The organism is Neorhizobium sp. T7_12, assembly GCF_002968535.1.
Lineage (GTDB): Bacteria > Pseudomonadota > Alphaproteobacteria > Rhizobiales > Rhizobiaceae > Neorhizobium > Neorhizobium tomejilense.
In genome coordinates this window covers 35,316-62,190 of the sequence record NZ_PVBK01000004.1, presented here as the reverse complement: position 1 = coordinate 62,190, position 26,875 = coordinate 35,316, and the positions used below count along the sequence as shown (strand labels likewise).

At 62.5% G+C, this 26,875-nt stretch carries 27 protein-coding genes and 1 tRNA gene; 17 read left to right on the top strand and 11 right to left on the bottom strand.

Going from position 1 to position 26,875, the window contains the following annotated elements:
• Nucleotides 1-200: 200 nt before the first annotated feature.
• Complete coding sequence (gene ppdK / locus C5J26_RS11825; protein WP_105401942.1) at nt 201-2,870, top strand: pyruvate, phosphate dikinase; 2,670 nt, start codon at nt 201-203, stop codon at nt 2,868-2,870.
• A 16-nt stretch (nt 2,871-2,886) separates the two neighbouring features.
• Here ppdK and C5J26_RS11820 read toward each other — a convergent pair whose 3' ends face one another.
• Entirely contained in the window at nt 2,887-3,174 is a 288-nt protein-coding gene (locus C5J26_RS11820; protein WP_105401941.1) for a type II toxin-antitoxin system RelE/ParE family toxin, read from the bottom strand.
• Nucleotides 3,167-3,481, bottom strand: coding sequence for a hypothetical protein (locus C5J26_RS32665; protein ID WP_172745834.1), 315 nt, complete (start codon nt 3,479-3,481; stop codon nt 3,167-3,169). Before C5J26_RS32665 ends, C5J26_RS11820 begins: the two co-directional genes overlap by 8 nt.
• Between C5J26_RS32665 and C5J26_RS11810 the strand changes: the two genes are divergently transcribed.
• Both C5J26_RS11810 and C5J26_RS11805 read left to right on the top strand, forming a co-directional pair.
• Nucleotides 3,473-3,904: a GNAT family N-acetyltransferase gene (locus C5J26_RS11810; RefSeq protein WP_105402184.1), complete on the top strand. Its 432-nt coding sequence runs from the start codon at nt 3,473-3,475 to the stop codon at nt 3,902-3,904. The two genes, C5J26_RS32665 and C5J26_RS11810, sit on opposite strands and share 9 nt — an antisense overlap.
• A gap of 75 nt (nt 3,905-3,979) precedes the next feature.
• Nucleotides 3,980-4,339: a VOC family protein gene (locus C5J26_RS11805; protein WP_105401939.1), complete on the top strand. Its 360-nt coding sequence runs from the start codon at nt 3,980-3,982 to the stop codon at nt 4,337-4,339.
• A gap of 77 nt (nt 4,340-4,416) precedes the next feature.
• Here the strand turns inward: C5J26_RS11805 and C5J26_RS11800 are convergent, their stop codons facing one another.
• The gene (locus C5J26_RS11800) at nt 4,417-4,695 is read right to left on the bottom strand and encodes a hypothetical protein (protein ID WP_105401938.1); all 279 of its coding nucleotides are present in this window, start codon (nt 4,693-4,695) and stop codon (nt 4,417-4,419) included.
• 109 nt (nt 4,696-4,804) lie between these two features.
• On the opposite strand from C5J26_RS11800, the gene C5J26_RS11795 reads away from it, so the two are divergent.
• Complete coding sequence (locus C5J26_RS11795) at nt 4,805-5,698, top strand: DUF1499 domain-containing protein (RefSeq protein ID WP_105401937.1); 894 nt, start codon at nt 4,805-4,807, stop codon at nt 5,696-5,698.
• Between the two features lie 99 nt (nt 5,699-5,797).
• On the opposite strand, the gene C5J26_RS11790 is transcribed toward C5J26_RS11795, so the two are convergent.
• Both C5J26_RS11790 and C5J26_RS11785 read right to left on the bottom strand, forming a co-directional pair.
• Nucleotides 5,798-6,709 carry an MBL fold metallo-hydrolase gene (locus C5J26_RS11790; RefSeq protein ID WP_105401936.1) on the bottom strand — a complete coding sequence of 304 codons (912 nt, stop codon included), beginning with the start codon at nt 6,707-6,709 and terminating at the stop codon, nt 5,798-5,800.
• A gap of 222 nt (nt 6,710-6,931) precedes the next feature.
• A complete protein-coding gene (locus tag C5J26_RS11785) occupies nt 6,932-7,288 on the bottom strand; it encodes a hypothetical protein (RefSeq protein WP_046664491.1) in 357 nt (118 codons plus the stop codon).
• Between the two features lie 259 nt (nt 7,289-7,547).
• On the opposite strand from C5J26_RS11785, the gene C5J26_RS11780 reads away from it, so the two are divergent.
• A tRNA-Pro gene (locus tag C5J26_RS11780) sits at nt 7,548-7,624 on the top strand.
• Between the two features lie 278 nt (nt 7,625-7,902).
• The gene (locus C5J26_RS11775; protein ID WP_105401935.1) at nt 7,903-8,928 is read left to right on the top strand and encodes a LacI family DNA-binding transcriptional regulator; all 1,026 of its coding nucleotides are present in this window, start codon (nt 7,903-7,905) and stop codon (nt 8,926-8,928) included.
• A 65-nt stretch (nt 8,929-8,993) separates the two neighbouring features.
• Here C5J26_RS11775 and cysN read toward each other — a convergent pair whose 3' ends face one another.
• The 3 genes from cysN to C5J26_RS11760 are packed head-to-tail and all read right to left on the bottom strand — an operon-like array spanning nt 8,994 to nt 12,261.
• Nucleotides 8,994-10,493, bottom strand: a complete 1,500-nt coding sequence (gene cysN, locus C5J26_RS11770) for a sulfate adenylyltransferase subunit CysN (protein ID WP_105401934.1) — start codon at nt 10,491-10,493, stop codon at nt 8,994-8,996.
• Nucleotide 10,494: 1 nt separating this feature from the next.
• Nucleotides 10,495-11,448 (bottom strand): sulfate adenylyltransferase subunit CysD, encoded by a 954-nt coding sequence (gene cysD / locus C5J26_RS11765; RefSeq protein WP_038540771.1) that lies wholly within the window; start codon nt 11,446-11,448, stop codon nt 10,495-10,497.
• Nucleotides 11,449-11,490: 42 nt separating this feature from the next.
• The gene (locus tag C5J26_RS11760; protein WP_105401933.1) at nt 11,491-12,261 is read right to left on the bottom strand and encodes a phosphoadenylyl-sulfate reductase; all 771 of its coding nucleotides are present in this window, start codon (nt 12,259-12,261) and stop codon (nt 11,491-11,493) included.
• A gap of 359 nt (nt 12,262-12,620) precedes the next feature.
• On the opposite strand from C5J26_RS11760, the gene C5J26_RS11755 reads away from it, so the two are divergent.
• From C5J26_RS11755 to C5J26_RS11715, 9 genes are all read left to right on the top strand, one after another.
• Nucleotides 12,621-13,076 carry an Rrf2 family transcriptional regulator gene (locus C5J26_RS11755; RefSeq protein ID WP_105401932.1) on the top strand — a complete coding sequence of 152 codons (456 nt, stop codon included), beginning with the start codon at nt 12,621-12,623 and terminating at the stop codon, nt 13,074-13,076.
• Between the two features lie 462 nt (nt 13,077-13,538).
• Nucleotides 13,539-14,597 carry a sulfate ABC transporter substrate-binding protein gene (locus C5J26_RS11750; protein WP_046631246.1) on the top strand — a complete coding sequence of 353 codons (1,059 nt, stop codon included), beginning with the start codon at nt 13,539-13,541 and terminating at the stop codon, nt 14,595-14,597.
• Nucleotides 14,598-14,610: 13 nt separating this feature from the next.
• A complete protein-coding gene (cysT, locus tag C5J26_RS11745; protein ID WP_105401931.1) occupies nt 14,611-15,468 on the top strand; it encodes a sulfate ABC transporter permease subunit CysT in 858 nt (285 codons plus the stop codon).
• Nucleotides 15,461-16,339, top strand: coding sequence for a sulfate ABC transporter permease subunit CysW (gene cysW / locus C5J26_RS11740; protein WP_105401930.1), 879 nt, complete (start codon nt 15,461-15,463; stop codon nt 16,337-16,339). Before cysT ends, cysW begins: the two co-directional genes overlap by 8 nt.
• 15 nt (nt 16,340-16,354) lie before the next feature.
• Nucleotides 16,355-17,392: a sulfate/molybdate ABC transporter ATP-binding protein gene (locus tag C5J26_RS11735; RefSeq protein ID WP_105401929.1), complete on the top strand. Its 1,038-nt coding sequence runs from the start codon at nt 16,355-16,357 to the stop codon at nt 17,390-17,392.
• Nucleotides 17,393-17,626: 234 nt separating this feature from the next.
• The gene (locus tag C5J26_RS11730) at nt 17,627-18,946 is read left to right on the top strand and encodes a phosphatidylglycerol lysyltransferase domain-containing protein (RefSeq protein WP_105401928.1); all 1,320 of its coding nucleotides are present in this window, start codon (nt 17,627-17,629) and stop codon (nt 18,944-18,946) included.
• On the top strand, nt 18,943-20,304 hold the full coding sequence (locus tag C5J26_RS11725; protein WP_105401927.1) for an AcvB/VirJ family lysyl-phosphatidylglycerol hydrolase: 1,362 nt from the start codon (nt 18,943-18,945) through the stop codon (nt 20,302-20,304). The genes C5J26_RS11730 and C5J26_RS11725 overlap by 4 nt, the downstream gene beginning before the upstream one ends.
• A gap of 102 nt (nt 20,305-20,406) precedes the next feature.
• Entirely contained in the window at nt 20,407-20,790 is a 384-nt protein-coding gene (locus C5J26_RS11720) for a DUF6152 family protein (protein WP_105401926.1), read from the top strand.
• 7 nt (nt 20,791-20,797) lie between these two features.
• Nucleotides 20,798-21,268, top strand: a complete 471-nt coding sequence (locus C5J26_RS11715; protein WP_105401925.1) for a DUF6644 family protein — start codon at nt 20,798-20,800, stop codon at nt 21,266-21,268.
• Nucleotides 21,269-21,546: 278 nt separating this feature from the next.
• Here the strand turns inward: C5J26_RS11715 and betA are convergent, their stop codons facing one another.
• Nucleotides 21,547-23,196 carry a choline dehydrogenase gene (gene betA / locus C5J26_RS11710; protein WP_105402183.1) on the bottom strand — a complete coding sequence of 550 codons (1,650 nt, stop codon included), beginning with the start codon at nt 23,194-23,196 and terminating at the stop codon, nt 21,547-21,549.
• A gap of 33 nt (nt 23,197-23,229) precedes the next feature.
• Between betA and C5J26_RS11705 the strand changes: the two genes are divergently transcribed.
• A complete protein-coding gene (locus tag C5J26_RS11705; RefSeq protein ID WP_245441155.1) occupies nt 23,230-23,493 on the top strand; it encodes a type II toxin-antitoxin system RelE/ParE family toxin in 264 nt (87 codons plus the stop codon).
• A gap of 3 nt (nt 23,494-23,496) precedes the next feature.
• On the top strand, nt 23,497-23,850 hold the full coding sequence (locus C5J26_RS11700) for a helix-turn-helix domain-containing protein (protein ID WP_105401924.1): 354 nt from the start codon (nt 23,497-23,499) through the stop codon (nt 23,848-23,850).
• Nucleotides 23,851-23,858: 8 nt separating this feature from the next.
• On the opposite strand, the gene betB is transcribed toward C5J26_RS11700, so the two are convergent.
• Complete coding sequence (gene betB, locus C5J26_RS11695) at nt 23,859-25,322, bottom strand: betaine-aldehyde dehydrogenase (protein WP_105401923.1); 1,464 nt, start codon at nt 25,320-25,322, stop codon at nt 23,859-23,861.
• Nucleotide 25,323: 1 nt separating this feature from the next.
• Nucleotides 25,324-26,847, bottom strand: coding sequence for a choline-sulfatase (gene betC / locus C5J26_RS11690; RefSeq protein WP_105401922.1), 1,524 nt, complete (start codon nt 26,845-26,847; stop codon nt 25,324-25,326).
• Nucleotides 26,848-26,875 lie beyond the last annotated feature (28 nt).

Genomic DNA, 26,875 nt, shown 5'->3' with positions numbered 1-26,875 from the left:
CTGTCCCGGGCGGAAAGCTTTGCGGGGCCGCCTGTGATCCGGCCCCGCAAAGCTTTGTTTTCCAGCGCTGCCAGGTCGATTTGACGCCTGTATCCGGCCGCTCTTGTTGCGACGCAACATATTCCTGCCTAGATCCGTTTCCAAACCGTCATAAAACTTGTAGTTATTGCGCAAAAGACTGCGACGGGTGGAGAGCAGCAATGTCGAAATGGGTCTATCGCTTCGGCGGTGGCGAGGCGGAGGGCCGCGCCACGGATGTCGAGCGGCTGGGTGGCAAGGGCGCCAATCTCGCCGAGATGGCAAGCCTTGGCCTGCCGGTTCCTCCAGGGCTGACCATCGTTGCCGATGCCTGCGTTTTCTATTTCGAGAATGGCAGGACGCTTCCGGACGACCTGAAGGCGCAGGTCCTCGAAGGCATTACCGCGATCGAAGGGCTGACCGGCCGCGTCTTCGGCGGCAGGACGAAGCCTCTGCTGCTTTCCGTGCGCTCCGGCGCCCGCGCATCCATGCCCGGCATGATGGATACCGTCCTCAACCTCGGCCTCAATGACGAAACGGTGCAGTCGCTCGGGCACGACGCCGGCGATGCCCGCTTTGCCTGGGACAGCTACCGCCGCTTCATCCAGATGTATGCCGATGTGGTGATGGGCCTCGACCACGAGATTTTCGAGGAGATACTCGAGGACGAGAAGGCCCGGCTCGGCCACGACTACGATACCGATCTTTCCGCCGTCGAATGGCAGCACGTCGTCAGCCTCTATAAAAGGATGATCGAGGACGAACTGGGCAGCAGCTTTCCACAGGATCCGCATGTGCAGCTTTGGGGCGCCATCCGCGCCGTCTTTTCGAGCTGGATGAACCCGCGCGCCATGACCTACCGCATGCTCCACCGCATTCCGGAGGAGTGGGGCACGGCCGTCAACGTCCAGACCATGGTGTTCGGCAATCTCGGTTCGTCCTCGGCGACTGGCGTCGCCTTCACCCGCAATCCCTCGACCGGCGAAAAGGCGCTCTACGGCGAGTTTCTGGTCAATGCGCAAGGGGAGGATGTCGTCGCCGGCATCCGTACGCCGCAATCGATCACCGAGGAAGGGCGTATCGCTTCCGGCTCCGACAAACCGTCGATGGAAAAGCTGATGCCGGAAACGTTCGCCGAGTTCAAGGCGATCTGCGACCGGCTGGAAGCCCATTACCGCGAAATGCAGGACCTCGAATTCACCGTCGAGCGCGGCAAGCTATGGATGCTGCAGACCCGCTCCGGCAAGCGCACCACCCGCGCGGCGATGAAGATCGCCGTCGACATGGTGGAGGAGGGCGTCATCACCGAGGAAGAGGCCGTCTGCCGCATCGAGCCGCCCTCGCTCGACCAGCTTCTCCACCCGACGATCGATCCGCGCGTCGAGCGCCACGTGGTCGGGTCCGGCCTGCCGGCCTCCCCGGGTGCCGCCACCGGCGAGATCGTCTTCACCGCCGAAGAGGCGGTCGAGGCGGAACACGAAGGCCGCAAGGTTATCCTGGTGCGCATCGAGACCAGTCCCGAGGACATCCACGGCATGCACGCCGCCGAAGGTATTTTGACCACCCGCGGCGGCATGACCAGTCATGCCGCCGTCGTCGCCCGCGGCATGGGCATCCCCTGCGTCGTCGGTGCCGGCTCGATGCGGGTCGACCTGCGCAACGAACTCCTGATCGGCGCCGGCGTGACGCTGAAGCGCGGCGACACGGTCACCATAGACGGCTCGTCCGGGCAGGTGCTGAAGGGCGCGGTGCCAATGATCCAGCCCGCGCTGTCAGGCGATTTCGGCAAGCTGATGGCCTGGGCCGACAAGACCCGCCGCATGACGGTGCGCACCAACGCCGATACGCCGCAGGATGCCCGCGCTGCCCGTTCCTTCGGGGCCGAAGGCATAGGCCTGTGCCGCACCGAGCACATGTTCTTCGAGGGCGACCGCATCCACGTCATGCGCGAGATGATCCTCGCTGAGGATGAGAAGGGCCGCCGCGACGCGCTCGGAAAACTCCTGCCGATGCAGCGCTCGGATTTCATCGAGCTGTTCTCGATCATGCACGGCCTGCCGGTGACGATCCGCCTGCTCGATCCGCCGCTGCACGAATTCCTGCCGAAGACGGAAGCCGAGATCGCCGAGGTCGCCAAGGCGATGGCGATGCCGCCGGCCTTCCTCGCCCGCCGCATCGACGCCATCCACGAGTTCAACCCGATGCTCGGCCATCGCGGCTGCCGGCTGGCGATTTCCTATCCGGAGATCGCCGAAATGCAGGCGCGCGCCATTTTCGAGGCGGCGGTGGAGGCCGGAAAGCTCACAGGCGAGCCGGTCGAGCTGGAAATCATGGTGCCGCTCGTCAGCCTGCGCAAGGAACTGGACTATGTGAAGGGCGTCATCGACCGTGTCGCCGAGGATGTCGCAAATGAAACCGGCGTTCCGATCGCCTATCTCGCCGGCACGATGATCGAGCTGCCGCGCGCAGCCATCCGCGCCCATGTCATCGCCGAGACGGCTGAGTTCTTCTCCTTCGGCACCAACGACCTGACCCAGACGACCTTCGGCATGTCGCGCGACGATGCGGCGGCCTTCATCCCCACCTATCAGAGGAAGGGCATCATCGAGCATGACCCGTTCATCTCGCTCGATTTCGACGGTGTCGGCGAACTCATCCAGATGGCCGCCGAGCGTGGCCGCCGGACCCGCAATGACCTCAAGCTTGGGATCTGCGGCGAACATGGCGGCGACCCCGCCTCGATCCGCTTCTGCGAGAATGCCGACCTCGACTACGTCTCCTGCTCGCCCTTCCGCGTGCCGATCGCCCGCCTTGCCGCAGCCCAGGCGGCGATCGAAAGGAGGAAGGGATGAACCGGAGAGCCACTCCCTATTTCAGATGGTCCGGCCATTTTCGGGACGTGTGAAATATGGCCAATATCTCCGCTCGTTCGCGGAGGCGATAAAAGGCGATGTAGGGGGTGCCGGCGATGGTGAGGCGCCGTGTATCTCCATCCGATGTCAGTCGTCCGACTTTCGGGTGCCACGCGAGCATTGAAACAGCTTCCACTATGCGACGGACCACGTTTTCGGCAGCGTGCGGATTGTCGAGTGCGATATAGGAGCCGATCTCATCGAGATCTTGCAGTGCCTCGTCCAGCCAGACGAGTTCATCCATTGGGGACGAATTTGCGGATCACTGCCTTCACTGTCTCCGCGGAAGCAAATCGTCCGGCATCAGCCGACTTTTTTCGCTCTGCCAGTTTTTTGACCTGCCACGCGTGCAGATCGTCGGCTGCCTCCGTCGGCGCCGGCGAAATAGCATCCTCAATCGAAATTGGCTTTTGCGTTTCGCTCATGGAAGGATCATGGCAGATCGAAGCCGCTTTTAAAAGCTGATTGGGGATGTTTATGTCATGCCGGCCGTCACCGGCAAAACAAAATCGTATTCGGAAATGAAGGTCGAGGAGGCCATCATGAACCAAGTCACCGTTCTCGCCGTCCCCGTTTTCAGCACGCTCTGCAACGAGGGTTTCCGCCTTCGCCGCGAGGTCTTTATCGTCGAGCAGAACGTGCCCGCCGACATGGAATTCGATGCCGACGACCTGACCGCCTTCCACTTCGTCGCCGTCGTCTCCGGCGAGGTCTGCGGCACGTTGCGGGTCATTTACGCGGAAGATTGCGTCAAGATCGGGCGGGTCGCCGTCACCAGCCCGTGGCGCGGCAAGGGCGTCGCCAGCGCCATGATCCGCGCCGCCATGGAGGCGCACGGCCAAGCGCGGGACAACCGCTTTCATCTGGCGGCCCAGAGCGACAAGATTTCCATGTACGAACGTTTCGATTTCAAGACTTATGGGGAAGAGTTCTTCGACGTCGGAATTCCGCATTACAACATGAAGAACTTCTGACTCTCGATCTTTTGCTCACACGTCTGTGTTGCCGTGTTATGCTCGGCACAGACGTGCGACAAAGGGGAGGGGCATATGCCGCGTTTGGACCACGTGACGATCCGCACCCGCGATGCGGCCCCGATGATGGCGTTCCTTGAGAAGGTGCTGGGAGCAAAGGAAGGGTTTCGGCCGCCATTCCCTTTCCCGGGCCACTGGCTCTATATCGACGGCCATTCCTGCATTCACCTGCTGATTGTCGAGCGGGAAGGCGATCCTCCGGTCGGCATCTACGACCACGTAGCCTTCTCCTTTTACGACCACGATGTTGCCGTCAGGGAGATTGAAGCGACAGGTTACCGCTTCGAACACGACGCCATACCCGATACCGATATCGGCCAGATCTTCGTCTACGGCCCGGAAGGCGTGAAGATCGAGCTGCAATACCGCCGGTAATCGAATGGGCTGCGTTCGGCGGGAAAGCTGGTTTGGAGGAGTGCGCCGTTCTACAGCACCGCCCTTATGCCGGCGGTTCAGCGCCGCTCGACGATCACCCGGCGCTCGACCACCATCGGCCGCCACATCATCGCATCGGCGCGGGACTGCATCGAACGGCCTTCGGCGCGGCGGTCGAGTTCGATGTCGAGCATGCAGCGTGCCATCGCATCCGTGCCGCGCCTGAAGCCGTAGCTGGCGCAGGTGGTCTCGTCCGCCGCGCGGCGTTCCTCCGGCGTCATCGTCTGGCAGCCGGCCAGCAGGGCGCCTAGCGGGGCAATAAGCGAGGCGACGAGGAGAAGGCGGTGAGGGCGCATGAGATGAACTCCTTTTCATTCGGCCGGGCTGCAACCTTGGGATTCCATTCCGGGCGAAGCTGTTTTACACAGGAGCAAGCGCTTTTGCCATGGAGCCTTTGCCGATCCCATGCCCGTCCGTTTTGTCCGGCCCTTTTCCCATTCGGCCTATACGGCCCGCAGGCTGGCTTTGTCGGCGTTGGCATTGTTCGTCATCGCCGCGCTGGCCCATCGTTTTGGCCCGCTGGCGACCCCGGATTTCCTGGCGCTGCTGTTCCTCTCGGCAGCGATTGCCGCCGTTTCGGTGCCTCTGTCGCTGATTGGCCTGATCCGGCTCTGGCAGGTCGGCGCAACCGGCGGCGTCGCGGCGACGAAAGGGCTGATCTATGCCGGTGTCCCGCTTGCCGTGGTGGCGACCGGAGCCTTCTATTATTACACCCTGCCGCCGCTCTTTGACATTTCCACCGATATTGCCGACCCGCCGCCATGGGTTGCCGAGCCGAAGGCCGGCCAGAAATGGCTGCCGCGCTCGACGATCATTACGCCTGCCGATCGGCGGGTGCAGTTCGCCGCCTATCCCGGCCTCACCGGCAGGCGTTACGAGGGCGCCCTCGACCGCGTCTATCAGGGTGTGCAGAAAGCGGTGCTTTCCGCCCGGATCGCGATCACCAAGAAGGAAGGCGTCGAACTGATCGCGCCGGATATCGCCCAGCGCCCCGCGCCGCAGGACGAACAGGCGCCGGTGCCCGACGTGGCGCCGATCCCGCTGCCACGCCCGGAACCCTCGCTCGCACCGGTTTTTGTCAATGCCGGCGATGTCCTGCTGCAGGGCGAGACCCGCACCTTGGTTCTCGGCCTGCGTTTCGACCTGGTGATCCGGCTGCGCGAAGATGCCGAGACGACATCCGTCGATATCCGTGTCGCCTCGCGTTACGGGCCGCATGACCTCGGGATGAGCGAAGCCATTGCCGAGGATTTCCTCGACCGGCTCGATACCGAACTTCTGGGAATCGCCGGGAACTAAAGCATGTCGCGCAAAAGTGTGCGGCGGTTTTGCGATAACGGCATGCGGAGAAACTAAAGACTTGAAGCGTGCCGCGAATCCGAAGGATCGCGGCACGCTTCAAGCCGGCCAGTAGACGCCCGCAAGCGACGGCGGGCCTTCGGTCAGCACGCGGCCTTTCTCGACCAGGTCTTCCAGATGCGCAAGCACGGAAAGGGCAGCTGCCCCATGCAGGCGCGGATCGGTGCTGGCATAGATCACCTTGACCATGTCGGGGATCAGCCGGTCGCCGGCCTTGATGCGCTCCAGCACCGCCCGTTCGCGCATGCGCCGATGGGTGCGAAGCCCCCGCAGAAACGAGCCCGGCTCCTTCACCGGCCCGCCGTGGCCCGGAAAGAAGATGCGGTCCTCGCGCGGCAGCAGCTTTTCGATCGAAGCCATGAAATCCGCCATCGACCCATCCGGCGGCGCGACGATCGTGGTTGCCCAAGCCATCACGTGATCGGCGGAAAACAGTACGCCGGTTCCTTCCAGCCCGAAGGCGGAATGGTTGGCCGTGTGACCGGGCGTATGCACGGCCGTCAGCGCCCAGCCGTCCCCTTCGATCAACTGCCCGTCGGCGACGGCGATGTCGGGCACGAAATCGCCGTCGGCGCTTTCGGCAAACGGGTTGACCTCGCCCGCATGCAGCGGCCGCGACGCCCGGTGCGGTCCTTCGGCGACGGTGACCGCGCCGGTTTCTTCGTGCAGCCGGCGGGCGAGCGGAGAATGGTCGCGGTGCGTATGGCTGACGAAGATATGAGTGACCTCGCGGCCCTTCAGCGCCGCCATCAGCGCTTCGAAATGTGCCTCGTTCTCGGGGCCGGGATCGATGACCGCGACTGAGGAGCCGCCGACGATGTAGCTATTGGTGCCGTGAAAGGTGAACGGCGAGGGATTGTTGACGGTCAGCCGCTGCACGCCTTCGGCAACGGTAACCGGCACGCCATAGGAAGGGGTGAATTCCATGTCGAAGGTAATGTCTTCCGCCATGCCGGGCCTCCGCGCCTGATGCGATCTCGATAACGGCCGTCGCGGCATTGCCGTTCTGCGCCGGGCCTCTGATCGCGTCGTTTAAGCTGTTCAAGGCGCTCGTGAGATCTAGCATCGCTTTCGCTGCGGTGCATTCGGAAATCGCCGCCGGCTGTCACCTTGTCGGGCGACGGCTGGCGACTTTCATGACTCATGTCGTCCGCTTGCGCGGGCTCACGCGCCTCAGCTGGCGGTCAGCAGTTCCGTGCAATAGCTCGGGCCGTTGGCGCCCGGACGATCGGAGATGATGGTGATGTCGCGGATCACGTAGCTGGAGGAGACGGTGATCTTGGCTGTGCAGCTGACGCTGGCGGTGCGGCCGCCCTGCTGCTTGATGCGGTTATAGCCGCCACGCCAAGTATAGACGGTCGTGGAGCCCTCATCGATATCGCTGATCGGCGGGCTGAATTTCGCGAAGAACTCGCCGGCCGAATGACCCACCCAGCGGGTCTCGATCGGATTGCTGGCAACGCTGACGGTGGTGCAGGCCGAAAGGGCGAGCGCGAAAAGGGCAGTCGATGCGATGACGCGGCGGCTCATGATCCTGAAAAATCCTTCATGTCTTCTGTTGTGCCTGGGAGGCAGGGTTTTCGAGACTGCACGTAACAGATTTTTGTCAGGCTTCGCGAGGCGATGCGCGTCCGCCGACATCAAATTTGTCCTGCGCCGCTTTTTTGCAACGCCCTGGTTTTCCGCCTTTCCGGAGCCGGGTTGCCGGCGATCGCGATGCCGTCGCATATTTTTCATGGGCGGCGCTTGTGCAATGAAAAATGCTGGTCTATAGAGGCGCCGCTGGTCACGGAGTGTAGCGCAGTCTGGTAGCGCACCACGTTCGGGACGTGGGGGTCGGAGGTTCGAATCCTCTCACTCCGACCAGATAGAACTCTGGCTTTCCAGGGGTTCCTTTCTCCCGAAGTTTTTCCGATCAAATTGCAGTCCCAGTGGACCGCTATCCGGCTGACTATGCCGAGCTTGGCGCAGCGTATTGCTCTTATCCACAACCCGCACCTTCACGGGGCAAAAATATACTAGGTCTCGACATGACATTGCTGCATCATGGCGGCGGGAACCTGTAACTTGTCGAAAGACTTCCAGGCTCAGGAACTGCTTCGGGTGGTCGCCTGCACCCGGGCGTGGAGAGGGCCGCAGAGCGCATGCCGCCTAGACGCGCCAGATCGGAACGGGTGACCCTGCTCGACGTTGCAAACGTTCTCGGGATCAGTTCGATCACCGTGTCCCGTGCCCTGCGAGAACCCGAAAAGGTGTCCGAGCCGCTTCGGCAGAAGATCCTCCGCCAAGTGGAGCAGATGGGCTACGTGCCCGATCTTGCAGCCCGGGCGCTCGCAAGCCGCCACAACGGCATTATCGGGGTTCTGGCGCCGGCGCTGACCAATCATGCCTATCTCGGCATCATGAGCGGCATCGAGGAACGGGTGCGCGATACGGATTTCCGTATTCAATATGCCAATACTAACCACGATGCGGAGCAGGAGTACCGTCAGGTCAAGCTTTTCCTGTCACAGCATCCGGCCGGCATCCTGCTGACGGGATTGCAGGACCAGCGGGTCAGCGATCTGCTTGAGCTTGCGCCGTGCCCGGTGGTTCAGATCGTCGATCTCAACCTGCTGCCCTCGGGTATCGCGGTCGGCATCAATCACCGCGAGGCGGCGGAGACTGCGACGCGCCATCTGCTCGCCTGCGGATACCGCCGCATCGGCCTGATCGGCGGCAGCCGCGATCTTCGCGCCCAACGGCGTCATGACGGCTATGCGCTGGCGATGCAGGAGGCGGGGCTCTACGATCCGGGCCTCGTCATGACCGAGCACAAGCAAACCAGCATGCAGCTCGGCTGCGACCTCTTCAAGCGGCTGCTGGAAACGGCGCCCGATGTCGACGCGGTATTCTGCCAGAACGACGATCTTGCGCTCGGCGCGCTGTTCGAGGCGCAACGGGCGGGCCTGCGCGTGCCGGATGAGTTTGGGATCTGCGGTTATAACGACCTCGATTTCGCGCTCTGCGCCGAGCCGAGGCTGACGACCGTCCGCGTGCCGCGTTTCCAGATGGGCTATCAGGCCGCGGATCTCATCGTCCGGGCGATCAACGACGAATGCCTGCCGAGCCGCGTCATCCAGCTGCCGTTCGATCTCATCCAGCGCGGTTCGACGCGGCCGCTCGCCTGACGGGGGCTGGGCAACGAAAAAAGGGACCTTCCGGCCCCTTTTCCATTTCCCGCCGATCGAAGGGATCAGATGTCTCCGCCGGCGTTGGAGAAAAGCTCTGCCGCCTGTTTGGCGGTCATCCGCTTGACCTCGGTCTCGTCGCGGCGGTTGGCGAAGAGTTCGCTTGCCATCAGCTGCTCGGCAAGATCGGCCGGCAGCGACAGTACGACGCGCTGGCCTTCGCCCCCTTGGCCACGATGTATGCCGCCGATTTCGGCGCGCTTGGCGGTGATCATGCCGCCCGCCACCGTGTTCAGCGTATCCGGATCGATCAGGATGAAGGCGCCGGTCGAGCGGTTCTGCTCGTAAGCGTCGAAGACCGCCAGTTCCTCGAAGGAGAGGCGCACCTTGCCGATCGCATTCATGGCGAGCGTCGAGGCATGCGGCTGCCACTTGCCGGTCGCAAGCTCGAGCTGGCTGATCGGTTCGACCGCGACGCGCTGGCGGCGCGAGCCGCTCTTCAGCCAGTAGCGTTTCCCGGGCTCGATGCCGCCCGGCTGCAGCGAGACGAGCTGGGCGTCGAAATGGTGGCCGGTCATCGGCTGGCCGTCGAGCGAAACGATTACGTCGCCGCGCGCCACGTCCACCTGCCGGTCGAGGACCAGCGTGATGGCATCGCCTGCGACCGCCGCATTGCGCACCAGGTCGAAGGTGACGATCCGGCTGACATTGGCGACCGTGCCGGAAGGCAGGATGACGACGGAGTCGCCCGGCTTCACCGAGCCGCCCGCGACAGTCCCCTGATATCCGCGAAAACTCTCGCCGGGACGCACGACGCGCTGCACCGGCAGGCGGAAACCGCCGGCCTGGGTGGAGCGCACCGTCGCCAGCTCCAGCGTCTCGACCAGGGTCGGGCCGTCATACCAGGGCATCGAGGCATCGGCCGGATAAACGACGTTTTCGCCCTTGAGCGCCGACATCGGGATGGCGGTGATCTGGCGTACGCCGAGCGACAGGGCGAATTCGCGGAATTCGTGCGAAATCCTGTCGAAGATTGCCTTGTCATAGTGGACGAGGTCGATCTTGTTGACGGCCAGGACGAACTGGCGGATGCCCATCAGGGCGGCGATCGTCGCGTGCCGGCGGGTCTGTTCGAGAAGCCCGGCGCGGGCGTCGGCAAGCAGGATGGCGAGATCGGCGGTCGAAGCGCCGGTCGCCATGTTGCGGGTATATTGCTCGTGGCCGGGCGTGTCGGCAACGATGAACGAGCGCCTGTCGGTCGAGAAATAACGATAGGCGACGTCGATCGTGATGCCCTGTTCGCGTTCGGCCTGCAGGCCGTCGAGCAGCAGGGCGAAGTCCGGCAGGCCAAGGTCGTTCTGGCCGCCCGAGTCGCGGGCGAGCGTCGCGGCCTGGTCTTCCTTGACCGCCTTGGTGTCCCAGAGCAGCCGGCCGATCAGCGTCGATTTGCCGTCATCGACGGAGCCGCAGGTGATGAGGCGCAGCGGGCGCGTGTCGCGCACCGCCTTCAGGGGTTCTGCGAAGGGCAGGATGGTCGCCGAGGCGTTTTGGGCGGGAGCGGTCATCTCAGAAATATCCTTCGCGCTTCTTCTTTTCCATCGAGCCGGACTGGTCGCGGTCGATCGCGCGGCCCTGGCGTTCGGAAACGGTAGCGATTTCGAGCTCGGCGATCACCTCTTCGAGGTTGGACGCGGTCGAGCGGATGGCGCCGGTCAGCGGAAAGCAGCCGAGCGTGCGGAAACGGATCATGCCCTGCTGCACGGTTTCGCCGGGCAGCAGTTCAAGCCGCGGATCCTCGGCAAGGATCATCATCCCGTCGCGCTCCACATAGGGACGTTCGGCGGCGTAATAGAGCGGCACGAGCGGAATGTCTTCCGCCTGGATGTAGCGCCAGATGTCGACCTCGGTCCAGTTGGAGAGCGGGAAGGCGCGCACGCTTTCCCCTTTCCGGACCATGCCGTTATAGACGTTCCACAGTTCCGGACGCTGGTTGCGCGGATCCCATTTGTGGTCCGGGGTGCGGAACGAATAGATGCGTTCCTTGGCCCGGGAGGCTTCCTCGTCGCGCCGAGCGCCGCCGAAGGCCGCGTCGTAGCCGCCGGCATCGAGCGCCTGGCGGAGCGCCTCGGTCTTCATGATGTCGGTATAGAGCGCCGAACCGTGGCTGAACGGCGTAATGCCTTCCTCGGCGCCGCGCGGATTGGTGTGGACCACGAGGTCGAGATCGTATTTCTCGGCGATCTGGTCGCGGAACTCGATCATCTCCTTGAACTTCCACGTCGTATCCACGTGCAGCAGCGGGAAGGGGACGCGGCCGGGATAAAAGGCCTTGCGCGCGAGATGCAGCAGGACGGACGAGTCCTTGCCGATCGAATAGAGCATGACGGGTTTTTCGAATTCCGCCGCCACTTCGCGAAAGATGTGGATCGCTTCGTTTTCGAGGGCCTTCAGATGCGGATCGAGCGGCGGTCTGGAAACGGGCGGGTTCTTCACTTCCGTTTCCTGTACTGACAAAGGCATTTCGGTCTCCGGGTAGTCTCTAGAAACAAACAAGAAAGAGCTTCAGTTCGCTTGGGGGCCAGGCTCTGCGATCGGTTGAGCGGCGTTTTCCGGCACATGCAGGCCGCATTCGCGCTTTTCGTCGTTTTCCCACCACCAGCGGCCGGCGCGCTCGGGCTCGCCGGGCTTGATGGCGCGGGTACAGGGCTCGCAGCCAATCGACGGATAACCGCGCTTGTGCAGCGGGTTGACCGGGATGGCTTCGGAAGCCACATGGGCATTGATCGTCTCGATGTCCCAGTCGGCCAAGGGGTTGATCTTGATCAGGTTGCGCTCGGCGTCGTATTCGGCAAACGGGGTCGTGGCGCGATTGCCGGACTGGCCGCGGCGAAGGCCGGTGACCCAGACGTCGGCGCCAGCCAACGCCTTGGCGAGAGGCTTCAGCTTGCGCACATGACAGCAGGCGTGGCGGGCTTCGACGCTGTCGTAGAAGCCGTTGAGCCCGTATTTCGCGGCATATTCGTCGACGTCGTCCTGCTCCGGCCGAAAGCGGCGGATCTCGATGCCGTAGCGCTCCTCGGTCTCGCCGATCAGGTCGACGGTTTCCTTGAACAGCCGCCCGGTTTCGAGCGTCGAGACCTCGACCGGCAGGCGGTGCGTGCCGATCGCCGCGGTGATCACCTGGTCCTCGATACCGAGCGATGTGGTGAACACGGCGTGGCCGAGTTCGGCGGCAAGCGCCAGGCGCCCGGCAAGGTCCAGGCTTTCGAGCTTTGCGTCGAGGGTAGCGGCCAGTCCCGAACGGTCCTGGCCGGCGGCATCGTGCAGTGTCATGGGTCTTCTTCCGTGAGCAATTGCTGGATTATCCGGATTCCGCGCCGTCAAGGACAGGAAAACCCGTTTCTTCCCATGGTGATGCGGAGCAAATATCTCTCCAAAGCAGCGCTCACACAGAAAACCTGCCGCCTTAACCAAAAGTGACCAATTTTATCCCGGAAACCCCTGCATTGGTTTGTATTTTCTCGTGATTTGAGATATTGCGGGAACATGTCTCCGGGGCGCTGTTTCCCCTGGCGGATATGCAGCCCCTGAGCGCCCTTCCGGCGCCCCCGTGGATGCCCCGAACGAAGCTGAAGTGAGCGGCGCCGTGAGGACTATTTCCTTGCGGCGGCGCTATTGTCGATGGTTGCGTGATGATATCCCAGAAAGCGAAATATGCTCTGCGGGCGCTGGCCGCCCTGGCCCAGGCCGATCCCTCAGAGCCGATGCTGATTTCCGAGATTGCCCTCCAGCAGAGCATTCCGAAGAAATTTCTGGAACAGATCCTGCTCGACCTCAAACGCTCCGGTATCGTCGTTTCCCGCCGCGGCAAGCAGGGCGGCTATCTTCTCCTCAAGCCGGCCGACGCCATCACCTTCGGCGAAGTTCTGCGCCTGGTCGACGGCCCGATCGCGCCGCTGCCTTGCCTCTCGCAGACCGCCTACCGCAAATGCGAGGATTGCGACGGCGAACATCTCTGCGAAATTCGCCATGTCTTCGCCCGCGTCGCCGACGCGACCCGCGACGTGCTCTTCAACACCACGATCGCCGATGCCGTCGAAGGCGCCGGCGACGCCAAGCCGCCGGTCAGGGAACTGCTGACGGCCTGAGGCCTCTTACCTCAGGAAGGTATTCGGCAGTGCCGCTTGCGCCCTTCTTCTCCCCAGCGGGGAGAAGTGCCGAGCAAAGCGAGGCGATGAGGGGGCCACGCCCGCAAAGCTCCCTGGTGTTGGCTACCCCCTCATCCGACCCTTCGGGCCACCTTCTCCCCGCTGGGGAGAAGAGGGTGCCAGCCTCGATGGCCAACCCTTATCCGCCAGCACCTCAGCAGATTTCTCGCAAATCGCCCGCAAAATTCTCCTCCCGCACCCCCAAAGCCCCGATTATGGCGGGATTGTGATTTTGCAAACCGCCCGTTTGCCAACGCGGGCGTTCTGTCCATGTAGTGAGGGTTAATGGTTTCTTTGTCGTCGCGGGCCGCCAAAGGGAAACAGTTTTGCCTTCTTCCCAGCCTCGATTGACTAAGACGACCTAACCGATAGAGTTTTGGCAGAACCACAGGAGGGAACCTCATGTTCAATTTTGCCCCGGGATTGGGCCGGCGACTAGGTGCCCGTTTGGGCGCCGTCGCACTTGGTCTGTCCCTGACGACCGGCATTTCGGTCGGGATCGTCGCGCCGGCTTTTGCCCAAAGTCAGCTTCTCAACGTCTCCTACGATCCCACCCGCGAGCTCTACAAGGATTTCAACGTCGCCTTCGCGAAATACTGGAAGGCGCAAGGCGGCGACGACGTGACGATCCGCCAGTCGCATGGCGGTTCCGGCGCGCAGGCCCGCTCCGTCATCGACGGTCTGGAGGCCGATGTCGTGACGCTGGCACTCGAAAGCGACATCAACGCGATCGAGAAGTCCGGCAAGATCAAGGCCGGCTGGCGTGATCGGCTGCCGAACCACGCATCGCCCTACACGTCGACGATCGTCTTCCTCGTCCGCAAGGGCAATCCGAAGGGGATCAAGAACTGGGGCGACCTGGTGAAGGGCGACGTTGCGATCGTCACGCCGAACCCCAAGACCTCGGGCGGTGCCCGCTGGAACTACCTTGCCGCCTGGGCCTGGGCGAACGAGGAGTACAAGGGCGATCAGGCCAAGATCAAGGCCTATGTCGGCGAGCTCTACAAGCGCGCTCCGGTCCTCGATACCGGCGCCCGCGGCTCGACGGTCACCTTCGCCCAGCGCCAGATCGGCGACGTGCTGCTCGCCTGGGAAAACGAGGCCTATCTCGCCGGCGCCGAGTTCGGCAAGGATGCCTTCGAGATCGTCGTTCCGCCGATTTCGATCCTCGCCGAGCCGCCGGTCGCGGTCGTCGACGCCACCGTCGATTCCAAGGGTACCCGCAAGCAGGCGGAGGCCTATCTGCAGTATCTCTACTCCGATGAAGGCCAGAATATCGCGGCGAAGCACTTCTATCGTCCTTCGAAGCCCGATGTGGTAAAGCCGGATTTGTTGAAGGCCCTGCCGAACATCAAGCTCGTCACAATCGACGATCCGATCTTCGGCGGTTGGAAGAAGGCGCAGCCCGAACATTTCGGTGACGGCGGCATTTTCGACCAGATCTACAAGCCCGGTAAGTAAGTCGGAATATTAAATGATCCATAACGCCACTGCCTCACCGGCAAAGTGGCGACTGAAACGGCCGAGCATCATCCCAGGTTTTGGGTTGACGCTCGGCTTTTCGCTCGCCTACCTGTCGATAATTATCCTGATCCCCGTTGCCGGCCTGCTTTGGCGTACCGCCGGGCTTGGCTGGAGCGGGTTTTTCGCCGTTCTGACCGACCAGCGCACGCAGGACGCACTTTATATATCCTTCGGCACGGCCTTTGTGGCCGCGCTGGTCAATGTAGTCTTCGGCACCGTCGTCGCCTGGGTGCTGACCCGTTACAATTTCCCCGGTCGCCGGCTGATCGATGCGATCGTCGACCTGCCGTTCGCGTTGCCGACGGCGGTCGCCGGTATCGCGCTTGCAGCGCTCTATGCGCCGAACGGCTGGGTCGGCTCGCTGTTCATGCCGTTCCGCATCGCGTTCACGCCGCTCGGCATCGTCGTCGCGCTGGTCTTCATCGGCCTTCCCTTCGTGGTACGCACCGTGCAGCCGGTCATGGAGGAACTGGATCGTGAGGTGGAGGAAGCCGCAGCCACGCTCGGCGCCAATCGCTTCCAGACGATTTCGAGGGTGATCCTGCCGGGGCTGACGCCGGCGACCCTGACCGGTTTTGCGCTCGCCTTCGCCAGAGGCGTCGGCGAATACGGCTCGGTCATCTTCATTGCCGGCAATATTCCCTACGTCTCGGAGATCGCGCCGCTCCTCATCGTCATCCGGCTGGAGGAGTTCAACTATGCGGGCGCGACGGCGATCGCCACCATCATGCTGATCATCTCCTTCGTGATGCTCTTCATCATCAACCTCATCCAGGCCTGGAACCGAAGGAGATACGGCAATGTCTGAAGTCTCCCGCTCCGCGCTCGGCAAACCGCCGGCCTTCCGCAATCCGGCCGACGAGCGCCCGCTCGCAAAGATCCTGCTGATCGGGTTGGCGCTGGTTTTCCTCGCCTTCTTCCTGCTCCTGCCGCTGGTTTCCGTCTTTGTGGAAGCTTTTCGCAAGGGCTGGTCGGAATATTACGAGGCGCTGATCGAACCCGACGCGGCGGCAGCGATCCGCCTGACGCTTCTGGTGGCGGCGATTTCCGTTCCGCTCAACCTCGTCTTCGGGCTCTGCGCCTCCTGGGCGATCGCCAAGTTCGAGTTCAAGGGTAAGTCCTTCCTGATCACCCTGATCGACCTGCCGTTCTCGATCTCGCCGGTCATCTCCGGCCTGGTCTACGTGCTGCTCTTCGGCTCCAACAGCCTGCTTGGCCCGATCCTCAAAAGCCAAGGCATCACCATCCTGTTTGCCGTGCCGGGCATCGTGCTCGCCACGGTCTTCGTCACCTTTCCCTTCGTCGCGCGCGAGCTGATCCCGCTGATGGAGGACCAGGGCACCGGCGACGAGGAAGCGGCGCTGTCGCTCGGCGCATCCGGCTGGCAGACCTTCTGGTATGTGACGCTGCCGAACATCAAGTGGGGCCTGCTTTACGGCGTGCTCCTCTGCAACGCCCGCGCCATGGGGGAGTTCGGCGCCGTCTCGGTCGTCTCGGGCCATATCCGCGGCCTCACCAACACCATGCCGCTGCATGTGGAGATACTCTATAATGAGTATAACTTCGTCGCGGCCTTCGCGGTGGCCTCGCTGCTGGCCTTGCTGGCGCTCGTCACCCTTGCATTGAAAACTCTTCTCGAACTTCGGTTCGGAGCCGGCGCTGCCGGCGGCAGGCATTGAAAGGTCAAAGACCAGATGGAAGTCACCATCAACAATATCCGCAAGGAATTCGAGCGTTTCCCGGCGCTGAACGACGTGTCGCTGAAGATCGCGTCCGGCGAGCTGATCGCGCTGCTCGGTCCCTCGGGCTCCGGCAAGACGACGCTCTTGCGCCTCATCGCCGGCCTCGATTTCCCGACATCGGGAAAGATCTTCTTCGGTGATCAGGACGCCTCGCATCATTCGGTGCAGGAGCGCAATGTCGGGTTCGTCTTCCAGCACTATGCGCTGTTCCGGCATATGACGGTCGCCGAGAATATCGGCTTCGGCCTCAAGGTCCGGCCGACCGCCAGCCGCCCACCGAAGACGGAAATCCGTCGCCGCGTCTCCGAACTCCTGGAGATGGTCCAGCTCGGCGGGCTTGAGAAGCGTTATCCGAACCAGCTTTCCGGCGGCCAGCGCCAGCGCGTCGCACTTGCCCGCGCCATGGCGATCGAGCCGCGCATCCTGCTGCTCGACGAGCCGTTTGGCGCGCTCGACGCCAAGGTGCGCAAGGAATTGCGCCGCTGGCTGCGGGAATTCCACGACCGCACCGGCCACACCACCGTCTTCGTCACCCATGACCAGGAAGAGGCGCTGGAACTCGCCGACCGCGTCGTCGTCATGAGCCAGGGCAAGATCGAGCAGGTCGGCTCGGCCGACGACGTCTACGACCGGCCGGGTTCACCCTTCGTCTTCTCCTTCATCGGCGAGTCGTCGCAGCTCCCGGTCGACGTAAGAGACGGCACCATGCTCTTCCAGGGCCAGCCGATTGGCATTGCTGAGGCGGGCGACGGGGCAGGGGAATTGTTCTTCCGGCCGGAAGACGTGACGCTCGTCGACGCGCCGGATGCGTTGTTCGGCAAGGTCACCGCCTGCCGTCGCCTCGCCGGCACCCGCATCGCCGAGATCGACATCGCCAATGACGGCCACGCCCCGTATCACGTCGAGGTGGAGGTGCCGCTGCATGCGCCGATCGAGCTCGGCAGCGAAACTCGCTTCCGTCCGACACGCTGGAAGGTTTTCCGCAAATAGCGGTTCCGCAGCCTCAAGATGACGTTAGCCGCCCGTTACACGCTGCGGCATATACGGTGCCACTGAAATCGCAGTGCACGCGCCGTTGTTGCGTGGCGTTTTTACCTTAATCACGGAAAGTTTTTCAAAATTGATATGTGTCAATTGTTGATTAGCACAGAACAGGTAAGAACCTTTTGGGCGCAAGCTCTGACGAAATGCAGGCCTAACGCTTATTTCCGCGACGGATAACCTATGGCAGACATTGCCCACCTCGAAGAACCCTCCGAGCCGGTCACCGGCTCGCCCGCAAAACAGTCGGCACAATCGGCCATCTCCATGGGGAGGGTGCTGATCGATCGCCTGACTCCCGATACGAGCATTCTCCTGTCTTTCGGTTTCGTTCTGTTCGTGATCGCACTTGGCGTGAGTGTTTTCCTCGAGGAAAATCTGGTGAGGCTCGGCTGGAGCCTGCTTCTGTCGAACACCAATATCCAAGCGCCGACCGGTCTGGCGCTGACGCTTCTGATCGGCACGCTTGCCACGAACCGGCTGCGGCGCCCGCGGCGCTGCCGCAAGCCGCCGGCGAGCGACGAAATGAACCGCGCCGTCGAAATTCTTGCCACCCAGCCGAATGCGAGCGCCGGTCTCGTACGCCTCGGCGACAAGAAGCTGCTATTTTCTGATTGCGGCAACGCGTTCATCATGTACGCCCAGCAGGGCCGTTCCTGGGTGGCGCTGTTCGATCCTATCGGCCCCGGCAGCGCCTGGTCCGGCCTGACGCTGAAATTCATGGAACATGCCCGCAAGTCGGGCTGCCGCGCTGTATTCTATCAGGTCTCCCCGGACTTCCTGCCGCTCACCGTCGAATCCGGGTTGAAGCCTTACAAGCTCGGCGAACAGGCGGTGGTTGACCTGACGAACTTCGACCTCAAGGGTGGCACTCGGATCAGGCTTCGGCGCGCCGTCAACCGCGCGGTTCGCGATGGTCTCGAGTTTTCGATGATCGAGGCAGATGACGTGCCTGCCGTTCTCGATGAACTCCGGTCCGTCTCCCGTGCCTGGCTGACGGCCCAGAATGCCACGGAAAAAGGCTTTTCGCTCGGAACCTTCCAGCCTCAATACGTGGCGACCGGCCCGGTTGGCGTCATCCGCATCGAGGGCAAGATTGTTGCATTCGCCAACGTCCTTTCGACCGGCTCCGCCGGGGACGCCTGCATCGACCTGATGCGCCACCTGCCAAATGCCCATCAGGGCATGATGGTCTTGCTGTTCGTGCGGATCATGGAGCATTTGAGGGCTGCAGGCTTTCGCACCCTCAACCTCGGCATGGCGCCGCTCGCGGGCCTTTCGACCCATAGCAAGGCGCCGCTCTGGAACCATGTGGGCGAGCGCATCTTCCAGAATGGCGAGCGTTTCTACAATTTCCGCGGCGTGAGGTTGTTCAAGGACAAGTTCGATCCGGAATGGCAGCCGCGTTACATCGCTGTCTCCGGCCGTGGCCTGCCAATCGTTTCGCTGGTCGACGTTACCATGCTGATCGGCGGCGGGCTGAAGGGCATCCTTCGCAGATGAAGGTTCTGCCGATCATTGTTGCAGGCATCACCTTCGTCGCTGCCATCGTCAATATCGTCTCCGACCCGGCCCTGAAGGCCAAAAGCCTGCCGATCGACCGGATTTCTTTTCCCGAAGCCAAGGCGACTGGCGTCGTGGTGCTGCTTTCGGGCGGCGAGGGGTGGTCGGACCGCGAGGAGCGGACGTCCGAGGCGCTGGTCAGGGACGGTGCCCTGGTGGTCGGCGTGGATATTCGCGATTATTACGCGGCGCTCGAGGAAGAGCGGAGCGACTGCCTTTATCTGGTTTCCGACATCGAAGACGTAACGCGCCAGCTGCACCGCTCGGCCGATATCGCCACCTATCATCCGCCGGTCGTGGCAGGCATTGGCGACGGCGCTACGCTGGCGCTAGCCATCGCCGCCCAGACGCCGGATTCGACGATCGCCGAGACACTCGCCATCGACCCGCAGACCGCCATCCCGCTATCGACCATCCTCTGCACCCCGGCGCCGAAGACGCCGGTCACCGGCGGCACGGTCTACGGCCTGACCGAAGGCGACCTCCCCAATCCCGTCCGGATCGTCTTCACCCCCGAGGCCGACGCGGCGGGCCGCATCCACACGGAAAATCTGAAAAACACCCATCCCGCGATCGAGTACCGGGAAGCGGCTGGCGGCGCGGATGTGGCCCTGCTGGAGAATACATCGGCCACCGTCCGGCGGCTCGCCCAGTCCGCGTCGCCGCTCAATCTGCCGATCGTGCCGATCCATGCGACGCCAAAGCACAACACCATGGCGATCATCTATTCCGGCGACGGCGGCTGGCGCGATATCGACCAGCAGCTCGGCGCCTATCTGAAGGAAGAGGGCATCCCGGTCGTCGGCGTCGATGCATTGCGCTATTTCTGGAGCGAGCGAACCCCGGAACAGACCGCCGCCGACCTTTCCCGTATCATCAGTTCCTACCGCAAACGCTGGAACGTCGATAACGTCCTGCTGATCGGATATTCCTTCGGTGCGGATATCCTGCCGGCCACCTACCGGCTGCTGCCGGATGCCGACAAGCAGGCGATCTCGCTCATCTCGCTTCTGGCGCTGTCGCACCAGGCGGATTTCGAGATCAACGTGAGCGGCTGGTTGGGGTTTGCAGGCCATGGCAAATACGGCGATCCGGTCGACGATCTTCGCGAGGTCGAGCCGTCCAAGATCCAGTGCATCTACGGCCTCAAAGAAGATGACAGCGCCTGCCCGGCAGTCCGGGAGATCCGCGGCACCCAGGTTCTCGCCCGCGAAGGCGGCCACCATTTCGACGGCGATTACCGCGCCCTCAACCGCCTGATCGTCGACAGGGCCGTGGCGCTGATGGCGACCAACTGAGCGTCGATAGCGGGCTGACGTTCAAGAAACGGTGAAACCTCTGGTTATTCGGTAAGGCATCCTACATCTCCGGCATATGATCCGGAACAGAGGAGAGCCGTCATGCCCCGCCTTTCGATCGCCCGCATTCTAGCCGGTACCATGATTGCCGCATCGCTCGCCGGCACTGCCGTTGCCCATCACGGCTGGTCCTGGGCGGAAGCCGACCAGATAGACCTCAAGGGTACGATCCAGTCGATTTCGTTCTCGCCGCCCCATCCGACACTCGAGATCAGAGCCGAAGACGGCGTCTGGCGCGTCGAACTCGGTAATCCCAATCAGACCCAGCGCTCCGGCTTCGTCGAAGGACAGGCCAAAATCGGCGACCAGATCACCGCCACCGGCAACCGCTCCGAAGACCGCACCGAAAAACGCATTAAGGCGGTCCGGATCGTCGTCTCCGGCAAAACCTTCGACATCTATCCGGAACGCATCAAGACCAACTGAGGCGGGCATGGAATTCCTCGCGTCGCTTGTCGAAACGCCGCTGGCGCGGGCGCTGATCACGTCTTCGACGCTCTATCTTCTGGTCAACGCCGCGCATATCCTCGGCATCGGCATGCTGTTCGGCGCCATCCTGGCGCTGGACCTCCGGCTGTTGGGCCTGGCCCCGGTCGTCCCGCTTGCCGCCATCGCGCCCTACCTGTCACGCCTCGCCGGCGCCGGCGTCCTGATTGCCATAGTCACCGGCCTCTGCCTTTTCTCGGTGCGGCCGCTGGAATATGTCCGCAACCCGGCTTTCCTCGTGAAGCTCTGCTTGGTGGCGCTGGGTCTTTTGAACATTGCCGTTGTTCATTTCAATTCCGGATGGCGGACGGTGCTCGCCGGCAACGCGCCGACGACGGCACTTCGGTTTTCCGCTGTCCTCTCGATCGTGATCTGGATCAGCGCGGTGATTGCCGGCAGATGGATCGGGTTTTTGTAGACGTCTTGATCCGATTTAAAAGTTGCTACAATATCTCAGTATCAATCGGGGATTGTTGATGGACCGTAATCCTCCCGAACGTGCTCGGGAACAACGTGAGTTCATTTTGCGAGGGCTTGCCTCTTATGAGGACGCGCTATGCACCGGTATCTACTACAGCACGGATGAAGTCCTTGCCGAATTGAGATCCAAACTAGATGCCAGAACCGCGGAAAGAGCTGCGACACAAAAGCGGTTGGAGGAGGCATTCGGTTCATGGAATGAAGTCGACGGTTTGACTACCGATCGCTCACCATCGCCCGCGGATTGACCCAGGGCTCCTGATTGCTGCGGGGCAGGGGCGTCTTGCCGAGGATATGATCGGCTGCCTTCTCTCCGGTCATGATCGAGGGGCCGTTGAGGTTGCCGTACGTCACATGCGGGAAGATCGACGAATCCGCGACCCTTAAGGCCTCGACCCCGATCACCCGGCATTCCGGGTCGACCACGGCCAAAGGATCGTCGGCGCGGCCCATCCGGCAGGTGCCGCAGGGGTGATAGGCGCTTTCCAGATGCTCGCGCAGGAATGCGTCGATCTGGTCATCCGTCTCGACCTGTTCGCCCGGCTGGATTTCCGGCCCGCGATACTGGTCGAATGCCTTCTGGGAAAAGATCTCGCGGGTCAGCCGCACGCAATGGCGGAACTTCTCCCAGTCTTCGGGATGGCTCATGTAGTTGAAGCGGATCACCGGATCCACCTTCGGATCGGGCGAACGCAGCGTCACGCTCCCGCGTGATTTTGACAGGTTGTAGCCGACATGCACCTGGAAGCCGTGGCTTTTCGCCGCCGCGCGGCCGTCATAGGAAATCGCCACCGGCAGGAAATGATATTGAATATCCGGCTGCGTGAGACCGGCGCTCGAGCGCAGGAAGGCGCAGGCCTCGAACTGGTTGGAGGCGCCGAGGCCACCCTTCGACAGCAGCCATTGCGCGCCGACCACGCCCTGCCAGAACCAGGGCAGCCAGGAATAGAGCGATACCGGCTTGGTCGAAACCTGCTGGAAATAGAATTCCATATGGTCCTGCAGGTTGGCGCCGACACCCGGCCGGTCGGCCGTGACTTCGATGCCCATCTCCTTGAGATGGTCCGCCTGCCCGATGCCGGAGAGCATCAGCAGTTTCGGGGAGTTGAAGGAGGAGGCCGAGACGATCACCTCGCGGTTGGCCCTGATCGTCTCGTTGACGCCGCGGCGAAAAATTTCAACGCCGACGGCGCGGCCGTTCTCGATGACGATTTTCTGCGCCAGCCCATAGATCAGTTCGACATTCTTGCGCTTCAGCGCCGGCCGCAGATAGGCGTTGGCGGCCGACCAGCGCCGGCCGTTATGGATCGTCTGCTCCATCAGCCCGAAACCTTCCTGTTTCGAGCCGTTATAGTCCTGCGTCATCTCGAAACCGGCCTGGGAACCCGCCTGGATGAAGGCGTGGAAGAGCGGATTGGTCACCGGCCCACGTTTTACATGCAATGGCCCATCCGTGCCGCGCCAGCCTTCTTCGCCGCCATGGCTATGCTCCATGCGCTTGAAATAGGGCAGCACGTCCGCATAGGCCCAGCCGGTCGCTCCCAGCTCCTCCCAGCGGTTATAGTCTTCCGCGTGCCCCCGGACATAGACAAGCCCGTTGATCGACGACGACCCGCCGATCACCTTCCCGCGCGGCGCGGTGATGCGGCGATTGTTGAGGTTCGGCTCCGGTTCGGACAGATAACCCCAGTTGTAGCGCTTCATGCTCATTGGCCAGGCAAGCGCGCCAGGCATCTGGATGAACGGCCCGAAATCGGATCCTCCCGCCTCGATGACGATCACCGAATTCTTGCCATCCTCCGACAGGCGATAGGCCATGGCGGAGCCTGCGGACCCGGAACCGATGATGACGAAATCTGCCTGCATCATTTGCAACTCTCGATTGATGTACGTATAGCTATGAGCTATATTGATCTAATAAAGGCTGTACTCTATTCTAAGGTCGCGCAGAAAAGCCTGAGCCGGATGCAGCCCAAACGTCAGGCTGCCATCAGGGCGAAGGTCGATGCATTCGCCCGTGGTGAAAGGGTCGATTTCAAAAGGCTGGAGGGCAGCGCGCTCGTTCGCATCCGCGTCGGCAATGACAGGATCATCATCGATGAGGAGACGAACCTCGTCGTTGTTATTGATGTCGGGCCTAGAGGTGGCATCTACAAGGAGTGAACAATGGGTGTTTTTGACAAGACCGTCATTGACGGCAAGTCTTATGTCTTGGTTCCCGAAGACGACTTCGAGGATATGATGGACACCATCAAGGCCAATGAAATCCTGGCGCGCATCGCCGCCGGTGAGGAAACCTGGCCGGCCGAGTTGGTGTACGAACTGCTTGAAACCGAAAGCCGCATCCGTACTTTCCGCAACTACCGCAAGATGACGGTCTCGGAGCTCGCGGAAGCAGTCGGGATCTCTCAGCCCTACCTGTCCGAGATCGAGACCGGTAAGAAGACAGGCTCGGTCGATGTGCTGAAGCGCATCGCCGCCATCCTGAAAGTCGATCTCGACGATCTCGTGCTGGACTGACGCCATCCTCAATACGGCGCCTCGACCTTGCCCATGCCCACATAAACCGTCTTCAGCTCGGAATAATGCTCCAGCGCCGCCAGCGAGTTCTCCCGCCCGAAGCCGGATTGTTTCGAACCGCCGAAGGGGATTTCCACCGGGCAGAGATTATAGGTATTGATCCACAGCGTCCCGGCCTCCAACTGATCCGCCACCCGATGGCCGCGCGTGAGATCGGACGTGAACACCCCGCCCGAAAGGCCGAATTCCGTGCCGTTGGCGCGGGCGATCACCTCGGCCTCGTCGTCGAAATCGAGCACGCACATGACGGGGCCGAAAATCTCCTCGCGGGCGATCGCCATCTCGTCGGTGACGTCGGCGAAAACGGTCGGCTGCACGTAATAACCTTCGCCGGTGACGTGGTTCGGGATGCCGCCGCCGGTGACGAGCGTGGCACCCTCGGCCTTGCCCTTTTCGATATAGCTCATCACCTTCTGGCGCTGATCGAAGGAGACCATCGGTCCGATCTGGGTCGCCTCGTCCATCGGATCGCCGATCACCATGTTTTCCGTGCGTGCTTTGAGGCGGGAGAGGAAGGTCTCTTTGATGCTCCTTTGCACGAAGACGCGGGTGCCGTTGGAGCAGACCTGGCCGGTCGAATAGAAATTGCCGAGCATCGCCCCGCCGACCGCGCTGTCGATATCGGCATCGTCGAAGACGATCAGCGGCGACTTGCCGCCGAGCTCCATCGTCACATGCTTCAGGCTGCCGGCAGCCGCTGCCGCCACCTTGCGGCCGGTCGGCACCGAGCCGGTCAGCGACACCTTGGCGACATCCGGATGGTTGACCAGCAGCGGCCCGGTCGTCCGGTCGCCCTGGATGACGTTGTAGAGACCCTTCGGCAGCCCGGCCTCAATGAGAATTTCGGCAATCTTCAGCGCCCCGAGCGGCGTGTTTTCGGATGGCTTGAACACCATGGCATTGCCGCAGATCAGCGCCGGCGCACCCTTCCAGCAGGCGATCTGCTGCGGGTAGTTCCAGGCGCCGATGCCGACGCAGACGCCGAGCGGCACACGTTTCGTATAGGCAAAGTCCTGCCCCAGCGGGATGTAGCTGCCGTTGAGTCCTGCCGCTGCGATACCCCCGAAGAATTCGAAGCTGTCGGCGCCCGATGTCGGGTCGGCGACGATGGTTTCCTGGATCGGCTTGCCCGTATCGAGCGTCTCCAGTTCGGAAAGCTCGCGGTTGCGCTCCCGCATGATGTCGGCGGCGCGCTTGAGGATGCGGCCGCGGGCGGTCGGGCTCATGGCCGCCCATTCAGGCTGAGCGCGCTTGGCGGCTGCAATCGCCCTCTCGACGATCGCGGGCGTGGCCGCATGCAGCCGCGCGATCACCTCTCCGGTCGCCGGATAGAGGCTTTCGATGACGGTGCCGTCGGTGTCCTCGACATATTCGCCGTCGATGAAATGGCTGGCGATCGGCTGGGCTTTCATCTCATTCTCCGCGCGGGTAGCGTTTGGACTCTTCGAGATTGTCGAGGTTCATGTGATTGCGCATGTAGCGCTCCGATGCTTTCTGCAAGGGCTGGTGGTCCCAGGGGTAATAGGCGCCGTTGCGCAACGCTTCGTAGACCACCCAGCGCCGCGCCTGGCTTTCACGCACCGCCGCGTCGAAGGCACCCATGTCCCACCGCTCTTCGCGCTGGCGCTGGAACTGAGCAACCACTTCGGCAAATTCCGGATCGTCGGCAAGGTTGTTGAGCTCCTGGGGATCGTTTTCTAGGTCGAACAGCTGGTCCGGATCGAGCAGGCAATGGACATATTTCCACTTGCCCTCGCGGATGGCGACGAGCGGCGCATAGGAACCTTCCGCGGCATATTCCATCAGCACCGGGCTCGTGCGCGGAACACCCTCCATCATCGGCTTCAGGCTCTCGCCATCCGTCCAGGGCTTGATCTCGTCCATCGAAATGCCGGCGAGGTCGCAGAGCGTCGGCGTTACGTCGAGGTTGGAAACCGGCGCCAGATGCAGGGCAGCGGGCACGCCGGGACCGGCGATCATCAGCGGCACGCGGGCCGAGCCCTCGAAGAAGTTCATCTTGAACCACAGCCCGCGCTCGCCCAGCATGTCGCCATGGTCGGAGCAGAACAGGATCAGCGTGTCGTCGAGCATCCGTGTCCGCGTCAGCGTATCGACCAGCTCGCCGACCTTCTCGTCGATATAGGAGATGTTGGCGAAATAGGCTCTTCGCGACCGGCGGACATTTTCTTCCGTTACGTCGAAATTCTTGTAGTCGCAGGAAAAGATGATCCGCTTCGAATGCGGGTCCTGGTCTTCGAGCGGGATCGGCCCGACTTCCGGCAGCAGGTGCTCGCAATCCTCGTAAAGATCCCAGAACTTCTTCCGCGCCACATAGGGGTCATGCGGATGGGTGAAGGAGACGGTAAGCGCCCAGGGGCGCCGCTCGGCATCGTCCCGCTCGCGGGCGAGGTGATAGAGCTTCTGGTTCGCGAGAAAGGCGACCTCGTCGTCATATTCCATCTGGTTGGTGATCTCGGCCACGCCCGCGCCGGTCACCGAACCGAGATTGTGGTACCACCAGTCGATACGCTCGCCCGGCTTGCGGTAATCCGGCGTCCAGCCGAAATCGGCGGGATAGATATCGGTCGTCAGCCGGTCCTCGAACCCATGCAACTGGTCCGGCCCGACGAAATGCATCTTTCCCGAAAGCGCCGTGTAATACCCGGCGCGGCGCAGGTGATGGGCGAAGGTCGGGATCGACGAAACATATTCGGCGGCATTGTCGTAGACCTGCGTCCGGCTCGGCAGCTGGCCCGCCATGAACGAGGCACGCGCCGGCGCGCAGAGCGGCGATGACGTGTAGTTGTTGACAAACCGGGCACCCCGCGCGGCAAGCGCCTTGAGGTTCGGCGCATGCAGGAACGAAGCCGGCCCATCGGGAAACAGCGTCCCGTTCAACTGGTCGACCATGACGATGAGGATATTGGGTTTGGTCATGGCAGGCATCTTCCTCGCGGGCGGCATA